The 19,908-nt window shown below is 65.6% G+C and carries 19 protein-coding genes; 7 read left to right on the top strand and 12 right to left on the bottom strand.

Annotation, left to right across the window (positions count from 1 at the left end; genetic code table 11):
- Positions 1 to 69 precede the first annotated feature (69 nt).
- On the bottom strand, positions 70 to 255 hold the full coding sequence (locus ACERNI_RS00560; RefSeq protein ID WP_448831330.1) for a hypothetical protein: 186 nt from the start codon (positions 253 to 255) through the stop codon (positions 70 to 72).
- A 234-nt stretch (positions 256 to 489) separates the two neighbouring features.
- Here ACERNI_RS00560 and ACERNI_RS00555 point away from each other — a divergent pair, with 234 nt between their 5' ends.
- Both ACERNI_RS00555 and ACERNI_RS00550 read left to right on the top strand, forming a co-directional pair.
- Positions 490 to 939, top strand: a complete 450-nt coding sequence (locus tag ACERNI_RS00555) for a GNAT family N-acetyltransferase (RefSeq protein ID WP_448831329.1) — start codon at positions 490 to 492, stop codon at positions 937 to 939.
- A gap of 85 nt (positions 940 to 1,024) precedes the next feature.
- Positions 1,025 to 1,342 carry a YjhX family toxin gene (locus ACERNI_RS00550; protein WP_448831328.1) on the top strand — a complete coding sequence of 106 codons (318 nt, stop codon included), beginning with the start codon at positions 1,025 to 1,027 and terminating at the stop codon, positions 1,340 to 1,342.
- A 536-nt stretch (positions 1,343 to 1,878) separates the two neighbouring features.
- Here the strand turns inward: ACERNI_RS00550 and ACERNI_RS00545 are convergent.
- From ACERNI_RS00545 to ACERNI_RS00530, 4 genes are all read right to left on the bottom strand, one after another.
- Entirely contained in the window at positions 1,879 to 2,481 is a 603-nt protein-coding gene (locus tag ACERNI_RS00545) for an ABC-type transport auxiliary lipoprotein family protein (RefSeq protein WP_448831327.1), read from the bottom strand.
- Entirely contained in the window at positions 2,481 to 3,593 is a 1,113-nt protein-coding gene (locus ACERNI_RS00540) for an MlaD family protein (RefSeq protein WP_448831326.1), read from the bottom strand. Before ACERNI_RS00540 ends, ACERNI_RS00545 begins: the two co-directional genes overlap by 1 nt.
- Positions 3,594 to 3,596: 3 nt before the next feature.
- Positions 3,597 to 4,388, bottom strand: coding sequence for an ABC transporter ATP-binding protein (locus ACERNI_RS00535; RefSeq protein ID WP_448831344.1), 792 nt, complete (start codon positions 4,386 to 4,388; stop codon positions 3,597 to 3,599).
- 61 nt (positions 4,389 to 4,449) lie between these two features.
- On the bottom strand, positions 4,450 to 5,589 hold the full coding sequence (locus ACERNI_RS00530; protein ID WP_448831325.1) for an ABC transporter permease: 1,140 nt from the start codon (positions 5,587 to 5,589) through the stop codon (positions 4,450 to 4,452).
- A gap of 371 nt (positions 5,590 to 5,960) precedes the next feature.
- On the opposite strand from ACERNI_RS00530, the gene dgcA reads away from it, so the two are divergent.
- Both dgcA and ACERNI_RS00520 read left to right on the top strand, forming a co-directional pair.
- Positions 5,961 to 6,983, top strand: coding sequence for an N-acetyl-D-Glu racemase DgcA (gene dgcA, locus ACERNI_RS00525; protein ID WP_448831324.1), 1,023 nt, complete (start codon positions 5,961 to 5,963; stop codon positions 6,981 to 6,983).
- Between the two features lie 191 nt (positions 6,984 to 7,174).
- Complete coding sequence (locus ACERNI_RS00520) at positions 7,175 to 8,143, top strand: hypothetical protein (protein WP_448831323.1); 969 nt, start codon at positions 7,175 to 7,177, stop codon at positions 8,141 to 8,143.
- Between the two features lie 466 nt (positions 8,144 to 8,609).
- On the opposite strand, the gene ACERNI_RS00515 is transcribed toward ACERNI_RS00520, so the two are convergent.
- Positions 8,610 to 9,713 (bottom strand): glycosyltransferase family 4 protein, encoded by a 1,104-nt coding sequence (locus ACERNI_RS00515; RefSeq protein WP_448831322.1) that lies wholly within the window; start codon positions 9,711 to 9,713, stop codon positions 8,610 to 8,612.
- A 117-nt stretch (positions 9,714 to 9,830) separates the two neighbouring features.
- Positions 9,831 to 10,673: a UDP-2,3-diacylglucosamine diphosphatase gene (locus tag ACERNI_RS00510; protein ID WP_448831321.1), complete on the bottom strand. Its 843-nt coding sequence runs from the start codon at positions 10,671 to 10,673 to the stop codon at positions 9,831 to 9,833.
- A gap of 316 nt (positions 10,674 to 10,989) precedes the next feature.
- On the opposite strand from ACERNI_RS00510, the gene ACERNI_RS00505 reads away from it, so the two are divergent.
- The 3 genes from ACERNI_RS00505 to thiD all read left to right on the top strand — a co-directional run bounded on the left by ACERNI_RS00505 (position 10,990) and on the right by thiD (position 13,311).
- The gene (locus ACERNI_RS00505; protein WP_448831320.1) at positions 10,990 to 11,766 is read left to right on the top strand and encodes an SDR family oxidoreductase; all 777 of its coding nucleotides are present in this window, start codon (positions 10,990 to 10,992) and stop codon (positions 11,764 to 11,766) included.
- Positions 11,767 to 11,939: 173 nt separating this feature from the next.
- Positions 11,940 to 12,413, top strand: coding sequence for a VOC family protein (locus ACERNI_RS00500; RefSeq protein WP_448831319.1), 474 nt, complete (start codon positions 11,940 to 11,942; stop codon positions 12,411 to 12,413).
- Positions 12,414 to 12,498: 85 nt separating this feature from the next.
- Positions 12,499 to 13,311 (top strand): bifunctional hydroxymethylpyrimidine kinase/phosphomethylpyrimidine kinase, encoded by an 813-nt coding sequence (gene thiD / locus ACERNI_RS00495; protein WP_448831318.1) that lies wholly within the window; start codon positions 12,499 to 12,501, stop codon positions 13,309 to 13,311.
- A gap of 78 nt (positions 13,312 to 13,389) precedes the next feature.
- On the opposite strand, the gene ACERNI_RS00490 is transcribed toward thiD, so the two are convergent.
- The 5 genes from ACERNI_RS00490 to ACERNI_RS00470 form a co-directional block, all read right to left on the bottom strand.
- The gene (locus tag ACERNI_RS00490; RefSeq protein ID WP_448831317.1) at positions 13,390 to 14,154 is read right to left on the bottom strand and encodes a cytochrome b/b6 domain-containing protein; all 765 of its coding nucleotides are present in this window, start codon (positions 14,152 to 14,154) and stop codon (positions 13,390 to 13,392) included.
- A 7-nt stretch (positions 14,155 to 14,161) separates the two neighbouring features.
- Complete coding sequence (locus ACERNI_RS00485) at positions 14,162 to 14,626, bottom strand: c-type cytochrome (protein ID WP_448831316.1); 465 nt, start codon at positions 14,624 to 14,626, stop codon at positions 14,162 to 14,164.
- 177 nt (positions 14,627 to 14,803) lie between these two features.
- Complete coding sequence (locus ACERNI_RS00480; protein WP_448831315.1) at positions 14,804 to 17,989, bottom strand: efflux RND transporter permease subunit; 3,186 nt, start codon at positions 17,987 to 17,989, stop codon at positions 14,804 to 14,806.
- Between the two features lie 7 nt (positions 17,990 to 17,996).
- Positions 17,997 to 19,280 carry an efflux RND transporter periplasmic adaptor subunit gene (locus tag ACERNI_RS00475; RefSeq protein WP_448831314.1) on the bottom strand — a complete coding sequence of 428 codons (1,284 nt, stop codon included), beginning with the start codon at positions 19,278 to 19,280 and terminating at the stop codon, positions 17,997 to 17,999.
- Positions 19,281 to 19,417: 137 nt separating this feature from the next.
- Positions 19,418 to 19,750, bottom strand: a complete 333-nt coding sequence (locus ACERNI_RS00470; RefSeq protein ID WP_448831313.1) for a rhodanese-like domain-containing protein — start codon at positions 19,748 to 19,750, stop codon at positions 19,418 to 19,420.
- Between the last annotated feature and the right edge of the window lie 158 nt (positions 19,751 to 19,908).

Genomic DNA, 19,908 nt, shown 5'->3' with positions numbered 1-19,908 from the left:
TCAGCTCACCATTGGCGACGCGAGGCCGCTGTCGTCAGAACGCAATGGACTGGGAGACCACCCCGGTCGTCAGAACGTCCTGGAACGGGATTCGCGCTGCTCGCTGTGAAACGGGTTCGCGTCGCGGAGCCGATCGGCGATCCCGGCCAGCGGGGTTCCGGAGACTACCGGCGCATCGAGGCGGCGGCGCCGTGTGGTCCAGGTGGATAGATGGATGCCTGAACGGCGAAGCTCCGCAGCTTCATCATCGGTCATGGACGTCGTGCAGGGCGCTCTGTGTCGTTGCAACCTGGGCGGAAGATGAAACCAGGCATATGAACCCCAACAATCATCCGCATCTTGACATATTTTGAGACAGCGGCTAACCGTGCGGGATCCATAGAAGGAGTTTTATGCGCAGTAACTAAATAGCTCGTCTCTCATGAGGCCACACCCCGCCCCGGAATTCTGGAGGCGGAGCTATGCGCATAACCTATCTACGGACAATCCATGACACGCGATAATATCGTTATCCGTCCCTATCAGGGCGCGGACACGAAGCTGCTATCTGGTATCTGGCTATTGGCTTCGCGACAGGCCCATCCTTTCCTGGGAGAGGAAAAGCTCAGGTCACACAGACAGCTGATCGAATCCGAATATCTTCCAAACTCCGAAACCTGGGTCGCATGCGACCAGGGAAAGCCCGTTGGCTTTATTGGTCTGATTGAGACATTCATAGGCGGCCTGTTTGTGGACCCACATGCTCAGGGGCTGGGCGTTGGTCGTCTCCTGGTCGATCACGCCTTGACCTTAAAGGGCTCCCTGGAACTGGAAGTCTATGCGGCGAACGAAGACGCCGTGCGCTTTTATTCCCGCCTTGGGTTCTCCGAAATTTCGAGGCGTGAAAAAGACGATGAAGGGCTGCCATTCGAGAACATCCGAATGAGGCTCGCCGGCTAGCGCCCACGAGGGGCGCGGTCATGCGCCACTCCACCTTGAATGATGAGGACGCCCTGTTCTGGCGTCTCAAAGGGTGTGCACGACCATGAATGTCAGCAAACAGGAAAGAAAAGCCCTCGAACTTCTATCCCTCGGAGGAAAGATTTCAGTCGAAAAGGGCGACCAAAGCCAGGCAGTCGATGCGAGCTTCATAACGCGGGAGGGATGGTTTCTCGACGGCGTAGGATTGAACGAGTTTCAATCCTTACGCGCAAAACGTTTTGTTGGATCCAGAAAGGGTGAAGAATACGCGATCACCCGCGAAGGCATCAAGATCCTGCAACAGTTTAGGCAGGCGCAAAAAGTCGCCCAGAGAAACAGCCGTCTTGCAAAAAAAGTCGGATCCAAAAGGACCAAGCCATAAGGCGGATGAAAGTGAAAACTACCTTCCTGTGGCGGCGGCGATCCGGCCAGGAAGGGTTCTCATGACAAACCTGGCGCATTTACTTGCCACAACAGCATAGCTGAACCTCCGCCACGCCGCCAATGCGCTTGGCGTGGCGGAGTCCAGCGTCAGCGCCTGCGCGGCCCCTTCGCCAGCGATGCAAAGAATGCGCCCGCCCCGAACCTGCTGCGCGAATGAAGCGATTGTAGAGGGCCGTGTGTGAGGACCATACCCGGCAAGGGCGTCGTTCCACTGCAGCCGTTACGGCTCACATACACAATCTCGCTGACACACGCCGGTCACCGGCCCGGGAGAACGCCGCGCCAACGGAAAACGGGGCGAAATGCGAGCCATTTGCGGCTCGCCTGGCAGAAACAAATCAGCCATCACCGCCTCCATCGCCAACGTAGCGATGCATGCATCAGACGAAATGAATAGGCCCCGACCCTGGCTCCAGTTCCCCTGCCATGGGCGAAACGGATTAGCCGGATGGTTCCGCCCGGCTGGAAAACGGTTTAACGCCGGCCGCCGGAGGCCCAGCGGACGATCTGCACCATCACCTGCTGCAGGGCGTCGTCGAGGGCGCGGCTGGCGTTGGCGGCGTCGATGGCGCCGCCAACCGGGACTTCGGCGCGGAAGATCCTTGCGGCGGAAACAGGACCGTTGGCCTGGACAATGCGCGCGGTGATCTCCACCACCGCCATATTGCGGGCGGCGTCGATCTCGAAGGCGCGCAGTTCGCTGGCCAGCATGGACCCGGCGTTGGCCAGGGTTGACGGGCGGCCCACGCTGGCGATGCGGCTGCCGTTCTCGAAGGTCTGGATCAGCCGCGCCTGCACCAGCGCCGGCAATTTGTCAGACCACTGGCCGCCGCCAACGAAACTGACCGACGCGCCCTGGCGCACGATGATCCGCTCGCTATTGATCGGCTGCAGCGCCACGGGCTCGGTAACGGCGAGTTGGCCGCCGCCGCCGATGCGCCCGAAATCACGGGCTGCCGAAAGATCAAAGGTGGCCGGAGCCGGCCCGCCGCCACAGCCCGCGAGCAGCAGGACGCCGCCAAGCGCGAACACGAGCCGCGCGGGATGCAGGGCGCGCATGTCAGAGGCCTTCCACATTACTGGCGTCCGTTAAATTGCGGGATCGACGGCTTCGCCCCGAAGATGAACTGCTGCGGATTCTGGTTGATGCTGCGCAGGGTGCGATTGATCTCGCCCAATGTGCGCTGGCTGTCCACCGTCAGGTTGCGCACCTCGCCAAGACCGGAGCCGGTGAAGCGGTTGATGCCGGCGGTGATCGCCGCCGTGCGCCCGTCGAGGTTCTGGGCCAGTTGACGAATGGAGTTGGCCGCCTGGGTAATGGCGTCAACCGCGCCCTGGCCGTTGGTGGAGCCAAGGAAGCTCTGCACCGCCTTCAGCACGCCTTCAACCTGGTCGGAGGCCTTGTTGATCTTGGCGGTAATGGAAGCGACATTGTCGACGGTCTTCTGGACATTGGCGCTGGAATTGCCCAGCGCAGCAGTGAATTTGTCCGCGTTGGCGACGATGGCGCGCACCTGCTTGCCATCGATCTCACGGGCAATGCCGTCCAGGCTCGCCGCCAGCGCTTTCACCTGATCCGCGGCGGGACCAACGCTGGACAGGAACCGGTTCACGCCTTCCGAATTGTCGCCCAGCGCCTTTGAAAACTGGTTGATGTTGCGGATGGTGTCATCAATGGCGGCCTGGTTCTGGTCGATAATGACCGAGAGCTTCTCCGCCACCTCATTGGCGCGCTTGGCGACGTTGCGGGCGCTTTCCAGGATGTCCTGGAAGTCCGAACGCTCGGCCATGATGGTGCAATCCGGATCAGGACAAGGCTGGAGAACCGGCGAATCCACCGACCGGCCCACCAGCGCGACAGAGCCGACGCCGGACACGATCTGCACGTCCAGCAGCGCCCGCGTATCCTTGCGAATCTGCACGTTGCGGCTGACGTCAATCGTCGCGATCACCAGGCGCGGGTTTTCCGGATCGAACGACACCGCCCGCACCTCGCCAACGCGGATGCCATTGAAGGTGACGAGCGAACCCGGGCCGAGGCCAGAGACAGATCCCGTGAAGGCAACCTTGTAGGTGTCGCGGGAATTGGCGTTCTGGCCGCCGCTGAACCAGTAAACGAACAGGAAGCCGGCGGTGATGACCGCGAGGGTGAACAGACCGATCAGGGCGTAGTTGGCGCGCGTCTCCATGCGTCAGTTTCCTGCGCTGAACGCCGCCCGGGCGCGTTTGCCGTGGAAGTACGCCTTGAGCCAGGGGTTCGTCGAGGCCAACATTGTCTCTATCGTTCCCTCTGCAATGATCTTGCCTTCGCCCAGCGCGGCGATGCGGTCACACACCGAATGCAGACTGTCGAGGTCGTGGGTTACCATGAAAACAGTCAGCCCCAAAGTTTGCTGCAGGGTTGAGATCAGTTCGTCAAATTCGCCGGCGCCGATAGGATCGAGACCCGAGGTCGGCTCGTCGAGAAAGACGATGTCCGGGTCCAGAGCCAGGGCGCGGGCCAGAGCGGCGCGCTTGATCATGCCGCCTGAAAGATCCGACGGAAACTTGTCGGCGGCGTCAGGGTTAAGGCCAACCATCTCAATCTTCAGCATGGCCAGCTCATCGAGCAGCTGCTCGGACAGGTCCAGATACTCGCGCATCGGCACCTGAACATTCTGCTTCACGGTGAGCGAGGAAAACAGCGCGCCCTGCTGGAACAGCACGCCCCAGCGCTGCTCAATGGCCTTGCGCGAGGCGCGGGACAGCTTGTCCAGGTCTTCGCCAAACACCTCGATCTTGCCGGCGCGCTTGGGCACCAGGCCGAGGATGGCGCGGGTCAGCACCGACTTGCCGGTGCCGGAGGCGCCGACGAAGCCGAGAATCTCACCGCGCCGCACATCAAGATTGAGGTGCTTCATGATGGTCTTGGTTCCGAAGCCGACCTCCAGATCGGTGACGCGAATCACGACCTCGGCGTCCGGGCCGACAAGACGGCGCGCCATCTCGCGCGGTGGTTGCAAGGTTGCGGGCGGTGACGCGGCGTCAGTCATCAGCGCGTCCCCCTCAATAATTGATCGCGGCGAAGAACATGGCGAACAGCCCGTCCACCACGATCACCATGAAAATCGCCTTCACCACCGAGGTGGTGACCTGGCGGCCAAGCGATTCGGCCGAGCCCTGCACCTCAAGCCCCTCCTGGGTGGCGATCACGCCGATGACCAGCGCCATGAACGGCGCCTTGATCAGGCCGACGAGGAAGGTGCTCATGCCCACCGCCTGCTGCAGGCGGACCAGGAAGATTTCGGGCGGAATGCCGCCATAGAGCCATGACACCAGGCCGCCGCCGAACAGGCCCGCCATGGCGGAAATGAAGGTGAGCAGCGGCAGGGAAATGATGATGGCGAAGATGCGCGGCAGCACCAGCACCTCGATGGGATCGAGGCCCATGACGCGCAGGGCGTCGACCTCCTCGCGCATCTTCATCGACCCCAGCTCGGCGGTGAAGGCCGAGCCGGAGCGACCGGCCACCATGATCGAGGTCAATAGCACGCACAATTCGCGCAACGTCAGGATGCCGACCAGATTGACCACGAACGCCTGGGCGCCAAACCGCTGCAGCTGGAACAGGCCTTGCTGGGCGACGATGCAACCGACGAGAAACGAGATCAGGACAACAATCGGCGCCCCACGGAAGCCAACCATGTCGATGTGATGCACAACGGAGGTCAGGCGGAACCGCGCCGGGTGCAGGCAGACGCGAAAGATCGCCGCCACGACCTCGCCGAGGAAACTGACGCCCTTGACCAGATCGCGTCCGGCCTGGACGACGCTTTCGCCCACCTGGGCAAGAAAATCGATGACGCCAGAGCGGCGCGGGGCCGGCGACAATTCCTGGAAGCCGCGATAGGCGACCTCATCCAGCAGCACCCGGTGCTCGGGCCGCGCGCCGACGAAATCCGCGTGCGCGCCCTGTTCGCCAATCTGGTGGCGGGTGCGATCGAGAACCCAGGCGCCCAGGGTGTCCAGCGAAGCGATGCCCGACAGGTCGAAGATCACCTGCCCCGCCCCCTGCTTCTCCTGCATGATCGCGGCGGCCGCCTGCTCGACCCGGGCGGCGTGCGCCGACGTCCAGACGCCGGACAGGATCGCCCTCAACTCATCGCCGCGCCGCTCGATATCCGCCTGTGGCTCATCAACCGTCACAGAAGGCGCGTCCCCTCGCTGGCAGGCGCGCGGCGCCCGCGAAAAGCATTTCTGCGGAAATGCCCCAATTCGACAACAGGGCGCATTCGCCAACCGGCTGGCAAACGCACGCTCGCCGGACCGGATCAGACGGTTGAGAAATAACGGCCTCGCGCCATCCTGTCGAGCGCGCGCCGGCCACTGCGGCCGTCAAACAGCGCGGATTGTTTACCTGTCGACAATAATGCTGCCGGAATCAGTTTTTGATGGCGCCGGCAAACGGGCGCGCGCGGCGCCGGAGCGTCAGAGGCCAGGAATCGCAGGCCAGATTCGCACGCAGGGGCGCAGGCCGGCGCGCAGGGCGGGCAAACGCGCAAACAAGGGTCGCAAGCATGACAGAACATCCCCCCGTTCATCCATCGGCGCGGCGCTCCCTTGACGTCGCGGCCGAGCGCTTCCCCATCGACGGCAGCTTCACCATCGCCCGGGGCTCGCGGACGGAGGCGGTGGTCGTCGTGGCGCGCATCACGGAAAATGGCGTCTGCGGGCGCGGCGAATGCGTGCCCTATGCCCGCTATGGCGAGAGTATCGACAGCGTGGTCGCGGCGATCGAAACCGTGCGCCTTGCCCTGGAAGGCGGCGCCAGCCGCCAGCAGCTGCAGGCGCTGCTGCCCGCCGGGGCGGCGCGCAACGCCCTGGACTGCGCGTTGTGGGACCTGGAAGCCAAACTCACCGGCGCCCCGGTCCACGTGCTGGCCGGCCTTGACCGCATAAGGCCGGCAACCACGGCCTTCACCATCAGCCTCGGCGCGCCGGAGGCGATGGCGGCGAAGGCGGCGGCGGCCATCGACGCCGGCCGGCCGGTGCTGAAGATCAAGCTTGGCGCGCCAGAAGAAGATGCGGCGCGGATCCGGGCCGTGCGCGACGCCGCGCCGGTGGCGACATTGCTGGTCGACGCCAACGAGGGCTGGGGCCTGGCTGATCTGCCGCGCCTGTTCGACGCCTGCGCCGGGGCCGACGTGGCGTTGATCGAGCAGCCGTTGCCAGCGGCGGAAGACGCTGCTTTGGCCGGCCTCGCGCGCCCCGTGCCGTTGTGCGCCGACGAGAGCGTGCACACTCGCGATGGCCTGGCCGCGCTGCGCGACCGCTATGATGCGGTCAACATCAAGCTGGACAAGACCGGCGGCCTCACCGAGGCGCTGGCCATGGCGCGCGCGGCGGGGGAGATGGGCTTTGGCCTGATGATCGGCTGCATGGTCGGCACCTCCCTGGCCATGGCGCCGGCGATGCTGCTGACGCCGCGCGCCCGGTTCGTGGATCTGGACGGGCCATTGCTGCTGGCGCGCGACCGGGAACATGGGCTGGTCTATGACGGCGCCGTGGTCTGGCCGCCAGAACGGGCGTTGTGGGGGTAAACGCGTTCCTGCGAAGCGAACGCCGCCAGCGCCGCCGCGCGGCAGCCAGACGTGAACAGGCGGCGCGAACAGGCGGCGCGTTAAGGCTTTGTTAGCCATGGCCGCGTCAATATTCCGGGCTGCGACAGCTTTTTTTTGCTGACCCTTCAGCACCTGCACCTTCAGCAGCTGCAAAACCATACGGGCCGCCCATGAGCATCCAGGATATCGCGACGTCGACGCAATTGACGGACGATGAATATCTGCCGATCTGGACCGCCCTGATGGAAACGGCGCGCGGCCGCAGCTTCCTGCGTGAATTCGCCCGCCGCACGCGCTCCGCCGAAACGCGGACGCTGCTCGACGCGGTGCAGAAGCTGGAACACGCCCTGCTCGACGCCAGGCAGGAAGCCACCCCTTCCCCGGCAGCCTCCCATGCCCCCGCAGCCACCGGGGCCGCCGCCGGGTCGCGAGGCGGCGAAACCGCGCGACTGCAGGCCGCCATCGCCCAGGCCGTGCCGGCGCTGGAATACGCGGCGCGCATTGGCGCCCGCGCCCGCGCCGACCTGCAGGCGTCGGTGGACGACATCCAGGCCGCGGCCAATACCCTGCGCCCGCTGATCGATGGCCAGCTGGACGACCACGCGGCGGCAAACGCCCGCCACGCCTGTGACAGCATCGACGCGCGGGTGCTTGATATGGATGAGATCATCGCCGTGCAGCAGCTTGGCGATGAACAGGCGATCAACGCCACCGCCACGCTCGCGGAGCTGGTGACGGCGCAGCCGCCGGCTGGCGCGGCAATGTCCGGCGAGCCGGCCCGGCGCCCGGCGCCGCGCGCCGCAGCCCCCCAAACCAGCACTGTTCAGGCAGCGCCTGTCACAGCTGGCGCGGGTCGTGTCAGCGCGGATCTTGCCAGTTCTGGTCTTGCAAGCGCAGGTATTGCCAGTGCTGGTCGTGCTGGCGCGGAACATGCCGGCGTCTCGCGCGCTCACCCCGCTACCCCTGCGGCGCCAAGGCCCGTGGCGGCCCGGCCGCAACCCGTGGCCCACGCGGCTTCAGCCACTGGGCAGGGCCATGGTGAAAACCCCGCCATTCAGAAACTGATTCAGGAAATCACCGCCAGGCTGCTGAACGACCAGGATATTGCCCCGTCCACGCCCGGCCGGGCGCGCCGGTAAGGCATTGGTCAGAGACCGATTCACGCAATTGCCATATCCGGCTGGCTTTTCTCCATTTTTGGGGCGGCCGGGCGACGTGGAGGCAACGCCTGTTGACCGGCGCATGCCGGCCATGGCTGCGACAGGTTCCGGCAGCCACGGAAGCGCCAGCGCCCGCTGCCAGCCTGATTCAACCCATGCGCTTATGTGGCCGCAGCAGAATCATTTTTTGACTTTGCCGGTTTTGACTTAGCTGGAACCTCTGGTTTCAGACCCGCATTGTAGCGGAGGGACCAGGGACTGGCCCCTCGGGGAAACTGATTCCAGAACCTGATCTATCATATTGATTTTAATAGCTTTACAGCAACCCTTCTCGCGCCAGGACAATGATTCAGGCAATGCCGGCAACGCCCTGGGTCGGCAAGCTTTTCTCAAGTCCACAACCCAACCCGCGCCGGCCAGCCTGGTCCTTCCAGAAACCGCCCGATCACGGCAACAGCGCCCTGCCGTCCTGGTCCGGGGCCATCACTGGCGGGAGCCGCGCCGGCCAGGCCGGAGAGCCTGTTTCAGTCTGGGAAACTGATTCAACGGAGGCGTGGGCGATGATGACATTATTGAAGAACTGGCCGGCGCTGGCGCGCCAGGTGAAGCGCTCGCCGTGGGCGCGGCAGGCGGCCGGATCGACTTCAAGGGCGCGCAGGGCCGCCGCCCGCAGGTCGTCGTCCAGCGCTCCGGCGCCGGAGTCACCGATGACGTCGAGGGGGCCGGTGACGGGAAACGCCGCGACCGGCAGGCCGGACGCCAAAGCTTCCAGCAGGACGATGCCGAAGGTGTCAGTGCGGCTCGGAAAGACGAAGACGTCGCAGGCGGCGTAAACCCTGGCCAGCGCCTCCCCGGTCAGAACGCCAAGGAAGCGGGCGTCTGGCCAGGCCTGCGCCAGTTCCGCCCTTGCCGGACCGTCGCCGACAATCACCTTGGTTCCCGGCAGATCGAGCGACAGGAACGCGGCGAGGTTCTTCTCCACCGCCACCCGGCCAACGTAGAGGAACAGCGGCCCGGTCAGGCCTGGCAGTCCCTTGCGGCGCGGCCGGAACAACGCGCCGTCGACGCCGCGCGACCAGCGCATGACATTGCGGAAGCCCCGCGCCTCCAGATCGCGCGCGAGGCTGGGCGTGCTGACCATGACCCCGGCGCCGGAGTTGTGAAAACGGCGCAACAGGCCGTAGACCAGCCCCTCGGGCGCCGGCATGCGGGCGGCGATATATTCAGGAAAACGCGTGTGGTAGCTGGTGGTGAACGGCCGGCCCGTCGCCAGGCAGGCGGCGCGAACGGCGCGGCCTAGCGGTCCTTCCGTGGCGATATGCACATAGTCCGGCTGCAATGCCGCCAGCCGGCGCGCCATGGCGCGCCCGGTTGTCAGGGCGAGACGAATTTCCGGATAGCCCGGCATCGGCAAGCTGCGGAACTGGTCGGGCGTGATGAAATCCACCCTGGCGCCGAAATCCGCGGCATGGGCCGCCATGTTCTCCAGGGAGCGGACGACGCCGTTGACCTGGGGGCGCCAGGCGTCGCTGGCGATGACAATGCGCATGAATTCCTGCCAGAGAAACAGAAGATGGATATCGCCGGACGCGGCGAGCCCTGGCGCCGCGGACGAAACAGGGAACGAGCGGCGCGCGCATGATCGACCGCCAGGCGCCAGCCGCCGTTACGCCGCCTTGCGCGCGGCGTCGCTGCTCACGGCGACAGCAGCCAGCGACGCGGCGGCGCGGGCTTCGCGCTCGCGCACCACGTCGGCCCAGCGCAGCAGTTCGTAGCGGCCGTCATAGTGCTCCACCAGGGCGGTGCAGCTTTCCACCCAGTCGCCGGTATTCATGTAGCGGACGCCGAAACGGTCGTGCATGGCGGCGTGGTGGATGTGGCCGCAGATGACGCCGTCCACCTCGTGGCGACGCGCCTCGCTGGCCAGCAACTCCTCGAAGCTGCCGATGAAATTGACCGCGTCCTTGACCTTCAGCTTGGCCCAGGCCGACAGCGACCAGTAGGTCAGGCCGAGCTTGCGGCGAGCCATATTGAGCCAGGTGTTGGCGATAAGCGCCGTCGAATAGGCGCCGTCGCCCAAAAAGGCGAGCCAGCGGGCGTGGCGCATGACGATATCGAACTGGTCGCCATGGATCACCAGCATGCGGGTTCCATCGGCGGATTCGTGCACCGCGCGATCGCAGATTTCGATGTCGCCGAAGTTGCTTCCCACATAGTCGCGCAGAAACTCATCGTGGTTGCCAGGCACATAGATCAGCCGCGCGCCCTTGCGCACCTTGCGCAGCAGCTTTTGCACCACGTCATTATGCAATTGCGGCCAGTACCAGCCGGAGCGCAGGCGCCAGCCGTCAATCATGTCGCCGACCAGATAGATCACGTCGGCGTCGTAGTGGCGCAGATAGTCCAGCAGCATGGCGGCCTGGCAGCCGCGCGTACCCAGATGGGCGTCTGAAATGAACATGGCCCGCACCCGGATAACGGCGTCATCGGGCCCTGCTGTCTGGTCCATGGTCAATGCTCTGCCTCCTGTCGCCCCCGGGCGCTTTCCGCATCCGCCAGATCGAAGATGGGCGTCGCGGATGGGATCAATCGCCCTCTGGCCTGTGCAGGGAGACGGGCGGGCCGTCCCGATGAGAGCGCTGGGGCGCCCCGCGCCGGCGGATGCGGCTCCAGAGTGCGCTCCGGCGTCTGGCAAGCCGCAAGCGGCGCCCTGCCGTCATCTGTGACAGGGGCTGTTGTCACTCTGATGACAGAACGGCCATTGACCGGCGGCCGGCCCGGGCGTCTGATCGCGACCAACGCACGGACGAGACCGGGAGAACGCCATGGATCTGGGCATTGCCGGCCGCAAGGCCATTGTTTGCGCCTCCAGCAAGGGGCTGGGGCGCGCCTGCGCCGAGGCGCTGGCGGCGGCGGGCTGCCAAATTGTCATCAACGGCCGCGACGCGGACACGCTGGCCGCAACGGCGGAGGCGATTCGCGGCGCAGGCGGCGCGGTGACGGCGATCGCGGCCGATGTGGCGACGGCGGAAGGCCAGCAGCGCCTGGTGGCCGCCTGCCCTGACGCCGACATTCTGGTCAACAACAACGCCGGGCCGCCGCCCGCCAACTATACGGCGCTGGACCGGGACAGGATCCTGCGCGGCGTCACCCAAAACATGGTGGCGCCCATCGAACTGGTGCAGGCGCTGGCGCCTGGCATGGCGGAGCGCGGCTTCGGGCGCATCGTCAACATTACCTCGGCATCGGTGCTGACGCCGATCGAGGGGCTGGACCTGTCGTCCGGCGCGCGCGCCGGCCTGACCGCCTTCCTGGCTGGCGTGGCCCGGCAACTGGCGCCGCACGGCGTAACGGTCAACCACATCCTGCCCGGCGCCTTCGCCACCGACCGGCTCACCGGCATCATGCGCGGCGCGGCCGAAGCCGCCGGGCGCGACGCCGACGTTGTGGCGCGCGAGCGGGCAACGGCCATTCCCGTCGGCCGCTTTGGCGATCCGGACGAGTTCGGCAAGCTGTGCGCCTTTTTGTGCAGCGCCCACGCCGGCTATATCACTGGCCAGAATTTTCTGATCGACGGCGGCGCCTTCCGGGCGGCGTTCTGAGGGCGTGAGCCGGGCGCGGTTATGGCCCCACCGGTTTTCTGGCAACATGGGAACCAGGGAGGGGGCCGGGACGCGTTCGGCGCCTGAGCCCCTTCCGCCCGTCCCTGCCCTGAGCCGGCGCCGCTCGCCGGGGCCTTGCGCCAGGGCCGCCCTGCTCCGCGAAAGGACACGCCATGAACAAGAACACCATCTGTCTCTGGTATGACAAAGACGCCGAGGCGGCGGCCCGGTTCTACGCCGCGACCTTTCCCGATAGCGCCGTCACCGCCGTGCATCGCGCGCCCGCTGATTTTCCATCCGGCAAGAAGGGCGACGTGCTGACCGTGGAATTCACGGTCGCCGGCATTCCCTGCATCGGCCTGAACGGCGGCCCGGCATTCAAACAGAGCGAAGCCTTCTCCTTCCAGATCGCCACTGACGATCAGGCGGAAACCGACCGCTACTGGAACGCCATTGTCGGCAATGGCGGGGAGGAAAGCGCCTGTGGCTGGTGTCGGGACAGATGGGGCGTGTCTTGGCAGATCACGCCGCGCGCGCTGACCGGGGCGCTGGCGGCGGGCGGCGATGAAGCCCGGCGCGCCTTCGAGGCAATGATGGGCATGACCAAAATCGATGTGGCGGCAATCGAGGCGGCGCGACGAGGTTGATGGCGATGCGATTGCGGTTTCGCCATTCTGCGGGCACAAGCGGAGCGCAGTTTCGCACACGGATTTCTTTTGCCGGGAGCAGGCCTTGACCGCCATCGCCGTCACCATTGCAGGATCGGATTCAGGCGGCGGCGCCGGAATCCAGGCGGATCTGAAGACGTTTTCAGCGCTCGGCGTCTATGGCGCGAGCGTCATCACGGCCCTCACCGCCCAGAACACCCTTGGCGTGCAGGGCGTGTGCGACACGCCGCCGGGCTTCGTCACCGCCCAGATCGACTCGGTATTCAGCGATCTCCCGGTCAATGCGGTGAAAATCGGCATGCTGTCGCACGCCGACACCATTCGCGCCGTGGCTGACGGCCTGCGCCGCCATGCGCCGCAGCACGGCATGCGGCCGGTGGTGCTTGATCCGGTGATGGTGGCGACCAGCGGCGACCGGTTGATCAATGAGGATGCGGTGGCAACGCTGCGGCAGGAGTTGCTGCCGCTCGCCACCCTGCTCACGCCCAACATGCCGGAGGCCGCCGCTTTGCTCGGCGAGGCTGTCGCGACCAGCGACGCGGAGCTGGAGCAGCAGGGCGCGCGCCTGCTGGCGCTTGGGTCACGGGCGGTGCTGGTGAAGGGCGGCCATGGGACCGGGCCGGAAAGCACCGACGTGCTGGTGAGCGCGCGCGGGGTCCAGCGCTTCCGCGCCCCGCGCATCCACACCCGCAATACCCACGGCACCGGCTGCACGCTGTCATCCGCCATCGCCGCCCTGATGGCGAAAGGCGCGAAGCTGGAAGAGGCCGTGGCGGGCGGCAAGGCCTATCTCACCGAGGCGCTGGCGGCTGCCGACCAGTTGCAGATCGGCGGCGGCCACGGGCCGGTGCACCATTTCGCCGGCATCTGGCGCTAAACAAACTGACGCCCGCGATGCGCGCGGATCAGCGCGGACAGGCGTGGATGCTCGCGGCGAGGGCCAGCATGGCGCGCCTCAGAGCTTGCCGCCGCCGAGGAGCAGCCCGCCGAAGACGATGATGATCGCCGCCGCGAGGCAGAGTATGGCGCGCAGCGGCGTGGCCCTGGCCGGTGTTTGCGCAACGGCATGGTCAGCGTATTCGCCGGCGGGTTTGACGCCAGTGACCATGGCCGTCACCAGCCGGTCGCGCCGGACGAACTGGTAGAACAGATTGACCAGGACATGGATGGCGACAAGCGCCAGCAGCAGGTTGGCGCCCGTGTGGTGCCAGCGCTGCAGCCTGGCCTTCCACGCCGGCGATTCCTCCATCATGTCGAAGTGACCGAACGGCCCGCCGAAAATGCCGTTGGAATCAGCCGTGAACAGGCCGGAGACGGCCTGACACGCCAGCGCCAGCAACAGCGCCGACACCATGAGGGCGCCAAGGGGATTGTGCCCCAGAAACTTCGGCGCGCGGCCGCCGGCCATTTGCCCGACATAACGCAGCGCGGCGCGCGGCGATGGCAGAAAATTGACGAAGCGCACGGTGGGGCTGCCGGCGAAGCCCCAGAGCAGCCGGAAAACCAGCAGAACCAGCACGCCATAGCCGCACCAGCGGTGCCAGCGCATGGTGGGATCCGCCGACGGGCTCATCGCCCACTGGGTGTAGTAGGCGCCGGTTACCAGAACCAGCTGCACCCAGTGATAGATCCGTGTCGGCCCATCCCATACGGCGACCTGGGAGGCCTGCGCCGGACGCGCCGCCTCCCCGCCGCCGGCAGGCCATGTCCCCCCCGTCATGAACGCCTCAGGTCGGCTTGCGGTAAATCTTGTGGCAGGCGCCGCAATTGCCCAGCACCTTGGGCATGGCGGCGCGGAAACTGTCCATATCCTTGATGGAGACGATGGCCGCGGCTGCATCCTTGCCCAGCGTGTCGAACCGCCCGGTGAAATCGGCCTTGTCTTCCCAGATCTTCGGCAGGGCTCCCGTGTCCCCTGTCTTCGAGCTTTCAGGGAACAGGCTGCCCAGCTTCGCCGAATTGGCGGCAACAACGGCAAGACCTTCCTTGACCTTGGCCAGATCAAGCGGCGCTTCGCCCTTCAGCATCTGCCCAGGCGCCTTCAGGGCGCCAGCCATCTGCTTGAACAGCGCCTTGCGAGCCGCGATGGGATCCTCCTGGGCGACAACCGCCGAGGCCCCGGCGCCAACCAGCATGGCGAGCGCAAGGCCGCAGAGCATGCGTTTGCCAGACAGGATATGTGTTCTCATCATCTGCTGTCGCCTCCCGTATCAACCGTGATCAAGCCCCGTGGCGCTCACCGGCGCGGCCGCAACCGCCAGACAGCTTGTAATCATTCCAATTCGATACTGGCGATCTGACGTCGTCAAGACAGACGCCGCCGCTTTTAACAGGCGGCGGCGTCAAATTTTCCGGAAACGCGAAGCGTCTCAGTGGGCTGGCGGCGGCGGCGCCGGACGGCGTCTGAACAGGCCAGACAACCCGTCCGACAGCTTGCGGATCACCACGTAAAACACTGGCGTGAGGAACAGGCCGAAGATGGTGACGCCGATCATGCCGAAGAACACCGCCGTGCCAAGCGCCTGACGCATCTCCGCGCCAGGGCCGCGCGCCACCACCAGCGGCGCGACGCCGAGGATGAAGGCGAAGGAGGTCATCAGGATGGGGCGCAGGCGCAGCCGCACGGCTTCCACCACCGCATCGACGATGCCCTTGCCCTCATCCTCAAGCTGGCGCGCGAACTCGACGATCAGGATGGCGTTCTTGGCGGCGAGGCCAATCAGCACCACAAGACCGATCTGGGTCAGGATGTTGTTGTCCATGCCGCGCAACACCACCCCGGTGAGCGCCGCCAGCACCGCCAGCGGCACGATCAGGATGATCGCCAGCGGCAGGGACCAGCTCTCGTACTGCGCCGCCAGCACCAGGAAGACGAACAGCACCGACAGGGCGAAGATGTACACTGCCGTGTTGCCCGCCAGCTTTTCCTGGTAGGCCAGATCCGTCCACTCATAACCAAGGTCCGACGGCAACGCCCGCGCCGCCACCTTCTCCATGGCGTTGAGGCCTGTGCCCGAGGCAATGTTGGGCGGGGTTTCGCCCTGCACCGGGATCGAGGTGTACATATTGTAGCGCTGCACCAGGTCCGGACCAGCCACGTCGCGGATATTCACCAGGGTGCCAAGCGGCACCTGGGCGCCGTCCGCCGTGCGCACGTTCAGACGCAGGATGCGCTCCCGTTCGGCGCGGAACTGCGAGTCGGCCTGGGCGCGCACCTGATAGACGCGCTCAAACGCGTTGAAGTCGTTGACGTAGGCGCCGCCCAGGTTCACCTGCAGGGTCGAGAACACATTCGACAGGGGAACATTGAGCATCCGCGCCCTGGTGCGGTCGATATCCAGATAGATCTGCGGCGTATTGATGCCGAACGTGGTGTAGACGCGGGTGAGGTTGGGGTCCTTGTTGGCTTCCGCGATCAGGCCGCGCGTCGCCGTCAGCAGGGATTCCAGACCGGCGCCGGAGCGGTCCTGCACCATCATCTTGAAACCGCCCGAGGTGCCAAGGCCACGCACGGGCGGCGGTGGCACGGCGATGGTGAACGCTTCCTGGATGGCGCCAAGCCGCTTGATCACCTCGGCGGCGATCTCGAAGTCCTTCATCCCCGGCCCGGTGCGCTCATCGAACGGCTTGAGCGGCGCGAACATGATGCCCTGGCTTGACGAGGGGGTGAAGGTGGAGCCGGAAATGCCAACGATGCCAATGGCGTCAGCAACGCCAGGCGTACCCTTGACGATATCCGAGGCGCGCCGCATCACCTCGTCGGTGCGGGTGAGCGTGGAGCCGTCCGGCAATTGCACGATGGCGATCAGATAGCCCTGGTCCTGACGCGGAATGAAGCCGGTCGGCACCTTGTTACCCAGATAGCCCGCGCCGAACAGCAGGCCGCAATAGACCACAAGCGCGCCGATCAGCGGGATCTTGTGGGCGACGATGCCGCGCACCGTGCGGGCGTAGCCCGCCGACGTGCTGTCGAACCCCCGGTTGAAGCCATTGGCGAAACCACGACCGACCCGGGCAACGATGTTGCGCGGCGGCGCATGGGCGGCTTCATGTCCCTTCAGGAACAGGGCGCACAATGCGGGCGAAAGCGTCAGCGAGTTGAAGGCGGAGATGACCGTCGCCACGGCGATGGTCAACGCAAACTGGCGGTAGAACTGGCCAGTGATGCCGGAGATGAACGCCGTCGGCACGAACACGGCCGACAACACGAGGGCGATGGCGATCAGCGCGCCGCCCACCTCGTCCATGGTGCGGTGCGCCGCCTCGCTGGGCGAATAGCCGTCAGCGATGTTGCGCTCCACGTTCTCCACCACCACGATGGCGTCGTCGACAACAATGCCGATGGCGAGCACCAGGCCAAACAGCGTGAGGTTGTTGAGCGAAAAGCCAAAGGCCGCCATCGCGGCGAATGTGCCGATCAGCGACACCGGGATGGCGATGACCGGAATGATCGCCGTGCGCCAGGATTGCAGGAACACCAGCACGACGATGACGACGAGGATGATCGCCTCGAACAGGGTCTTGTAGACCTCATGCACCGACTCGGAAATGAAGATGGTCGGATTGTAGGCGATGCGATAATCGAGCCCCACCGGGAACGACTTCTTCAGCTCGTCCATCTTGGCCTGCACGGCGGCGGAGGCCTGCAGCGCATTGGTGCCAGGGCGCTGGTAGACGCCAATGCCGATGGCCGGCTTGCCATTCAGGTACGAGTTGCTGGTGTAATCGCGGCCGGCAAGCTCAATGCGCGACACGTCTTTCAGGAACACCAGACGTCCGCCAACGCCTGACTTGATGATGATGTCCTCGAACTGCTTCACGTCCTGGAAGCGGCCCTGGGCCTGCACTGTCAGCTGGAACGCCGAGCCTTCCGGCACTGGCGGCCCGCCAAGGGCGCCGCCAGCGATCTGCACGTTCTGCTCCTGCAGGGCCGACATCACGTCAGTGGTGGTGAGGCCATAGAACGTCAGCCGGTCAGGATTCAGCCAGACGCGCAGCGAATACTCGCGCACGCCGAACAGGGTGATATCGCCAACGCCCTCAAGACGCAGCAACTGGTCGCGCACCCGGATCAGCGAATAATTGGAGATGTACAGGTCGTCGAAGCTGGCGTCCGGCGAGAACATGTGCACGACCATCATCAGGTCGGGCGAGCTCTTGCGCGTGGTGACGCCAAGATTGCGCACCTCCACCGGCAGGCGGGGCAGCGCCACGGCGACGCGGTTCTGCACCAGCACGTTGGCGGTGTCGAGGTCAGTGCCAAGCTTGAAGGTGATCGTCAGCTGCATCGAGCCGTCGCTCGATGAGTTCGAGGTCATGTAAAGCATGTCCTCGACGCCATTGACCTCCTGCTCGAGCGGCGTGGCAACGGTCGCCGCGACGGTCTGCGCGTTGGCGCCCGGGTAGGACGCGCGCACGACGATGGTTGGCGGCGCGATCTCCGGATACTGGGCCACCGGCAGCGCCAGATAGGAAATGTAGCCGACCAGGACCACGACGATCGACAGCACCGATGCGAAGATGGGCCTGTCGACAAAGAAGTGAGCGAACTTCATGATCTGGTCACTTCTTTTCGGGCGTCTTGCCGGCGGGCGCCTTGTCGTCGCCCCCCTTGCCATCGCTGCCCTGGCCCGCTGCCGGCGGTTTTGCGCCAGCCCTGGTCTCATCCGGTTTTGCTGAGGGCGCAGCGGCGGCGGCGCCGGCTGGCGCGGCCTTCGGCGGCAACTCCACCACCTTGGCGGCGAGCTTCAGCCCGGGCCGCACGCGGACCATGCCGTTGATGACGATGGTCTCGTCGCCCTTCAGACCTGAGCGGACCAGCCGGTAGCCGTCGATGCGCGGGCCGGGCCGGACCACCTGGGCGCGCGCGGCGCCCCCCTCATCCACCACCCAGACGAAACGGCGGTTCTGGTCGGTCATGATCGCGACGTCGGGGACCAGAACGCCCTGGTAGGGCGCGGAGCCTGGCACGCGGATCCGCCCAAACATGCCGGCCTTCAGCAGGCCGCCCGGATTGGGCAGCACGGCGCGGGCGCGCAGGGTGCCGGTGCCGGGATCGAGCCTGTTGCTCAAAAAGTCGAGCTTGCCGCGCAGCGACGGCTCGTCCTCGTCGGACAGCGCGACCAGGACCTCCGTGCCGGGCTTTTCGCCGCCGGCCTGGAGCAGGCGCGTATAGGCGAGCAGCGAACGCTCATCAATGTCGAAGTAGAAGTAGATCGGATCGACGGAGACGATGTTGGTGAGCAGGGTGGTGTTGGCGACGACGAGGTTGCCCTCGGTCAGTTCCCTGCGCCCGATGCGGCCGCTGATCGGCGAGCGGATTTCGGTGAAGCTGAGATTAAGCCGGGCGGCCTCCAGATTGGCCTCGGCGGCTGCTACGTCGGCCTGGGCCACTTGCGCAGTCTGGCGGCGCGTTTCAAGAATCTGCTCGGAAATATTGCCCGTTCTGCTGAGATTTCTGGCGCGATCCAGGTCGCCAACCGCGAAGTCAACCCGGGCTTTCGCCGATTTGACGGCGGCCAGGGCCTGATCGACGACCGCCTGATAGGGGCGCCGGTCAATGACAAACAGCAGGTCCCCCTGCTTGACCATACCGCCCTCGCGGAAGAGCACCGATTCCAGCACGCCGGAGACGCGCGCCCGCACCTCGACGGCTTCCACCGCCTCAAACCGGCCGGTGAAATCATCGTGCTCGACCACCTGCCTCACGACGGGCCTGGCGGCGGTGACCTGGGGCGGCGGCGGCGCGGCGGCCTTGCCGCCTGAATTGTCACTGCATCCCGCCAGGGTGAGCGCAGCGCCAAACACGGTCAAAAGGCTGAGAAGCGGGAGACGCTTGCTGTTCATGATCAACGACCGGAATAATACGGGAAGCGACGCGATGGGACCCGGCCTGCCAGGCCAGCGCTCCGCCCTCTGTGTCTGGTTTGTTTGCTGACGCGCGACGACCCTCGCCGCGTCTGGCGCCATGGCGCCGGCAATGGTCAGTCTTTCACGACCGGCTCGCCAGCCCCGATCCAGTCGAGGATGCCGCCCGCATAATGCTCGCGCCACGGCAGGCCGGCCGCGGCGGCGTGCGCGATCGCCGTCTGCGAGCGCTTGCCGGAACGGCAGGAAAACACCAGCCGCCTGCCCTGCGGATCAGGCAGATCGTCGGCGACAAAGGTCGAAAGCGGAAACAGCACGGCGCCGGCAATATGCCCGGCCTCAAACTCATCTGGCTCACGCACGTCGACCAGCAGGATGCTGCCATCGGCCAGACCGCGTTTGACCGTCTCGCGGTCAAGATGAACGACTTCAGGCGTAGTGGCCGACATGACTGAACTCCCCTGCCGCGACAGAACGCGGCGCAACTGGAAATGCGAAACCCGGCCTTGTGGCCGGTTGATGCTTCGCGATATTTTTATGGGCCGACGCGTGGAGGCGACAAATGCGGGCGATATTTCACGTTAAAAAACGTGAATAGCCCCCTGCG

It is taken from the genome of Camelimonas sp. ID_303_24 (genome assembly GCF_053543495.1).
This window is presented reverse-complemented; position numbering and strand designations above follow the sequence as displayed.

Bases quoted from the DNA above. Each gene is read 5' to 3' on its own strand.
- ACERNI_RS00500 (WP_448831319.1), top strand. From the start codon at position 11,940: ATGAACAAGAACACCATCTGTCTCTGGTATGACAAAGACGCCGAGGCG.
- ACERNI_RS00540 (WP_448831326.1), bottom strand. From the start codon at position 3,593: ATGGAGACGCGCGCCAACTACGCCCTGATCGGTCTGTTCACCCTCGCG.
- ACERNI_RS00490 (WP_448831317.1), bottom strand. From the start codon at position 14,154: ATGACGGGGGGGACATGGCCTGCCGGCGGCGGGGAGGCGGCGCGTCCG.
- ACERNI_RS00550 (WP_448831328.1), top strand. From the start codon at position 1,025: ATGAATGTCAGCAAACAGGAAAGAAAAGCCCTCGAACTTCTATCCCTC.
- dgcA (WP_448831324.1), top strand. From the start codon at position 5,961: ATGACAGAACATCCCCCCGTTCATCCATCGGCGCGGCGCTCCCTTGAC.
- ACERNI_RS00475 (WP_448831314.1), bottom strand. From the start codon at position 19,280: ATGAACAGCAAGCGTCTCCCGCTTCTCAGCCTTTTGACCGTGTTTGGC.
- ACERNI_RS00545 (WP_448831327.1), bottom strand. From the start codon at position 2,481: ATGTGGAAGGCCTCTGACATGCGCGCCCTGCATCCCGCGCGGCTCGTG.
- ACERNI_RS00515 (WP_448831322.1), bottom strand. From the start codon at position 9,713: ATGCGCATTGTCATCGCCAGCGACGCCTGGCGCCCCCAGGTCAACGGC.
- ACERNI_RS00510 (WP_448831321.1), bottom strand. From the start codon at position 10,673: ATGGACCAGACAGCAGGGCCCGATGACGCCGTTATCCGGGTGCGGGCC.
- ACERNI_RS00560 (WP_448831330.1), bottom strand. From the start codon at position 255: ATGACCGATGATGAAGCTGCGGAGCTTCGCCGTTCAGGCATCCATCTA.
- ACERNI_RS00470 (WP_448831313.1), bottom strand. From the start codon at position 19,750: ATGTCGGCCACTACGCCTGAAGTCGTTCATCTTGACCGCGAGACGGTC.
- ACERNI_RS00485 (WP_448831316.1), bottom strand. From the start codon at position 14,626: ATGATGAGAACACATATCCTGTCTGGCAAACGCATGCTCTGCGGCCTT.
- ACERNI_RS00520 (WP_448831323.1), top strand. From the start codon at position 7,175: ATGAGCATCCAGGATATCGCGACGTCGACGCAATTGACGGACGATGAA.
- ACERNI_RS00535 (WP_448831344.1), bottom strand. From the start codon at position 4,388: ATGGCGCGCCGTCTTGTCGGCCCGGACGCCGAGGTCGTGATTCGCGTC.
- ACERNI_RS00555 (WP_448831329.1), top strand. From the start codon at position 490: ATGACACGCGATAATATCGTTATCCGTCCCTATCAGGGCGCGGACACG.
- ACERNI_RS00480 (WP_448831315.1), bottom strand. From the start codon at position 17,989: ATGAAGTTCGCTCACTTCTTTGTCGACAGGCCCATCTTCGCATCGGTG.
- ACERNI_RS00505 (WP_448831320.1), top strand. From the start codon at position 10,990: ATGGATCTGGGCATTGCCGGCCGCAAGGCCATTGTTTGCGCCTCCAGC.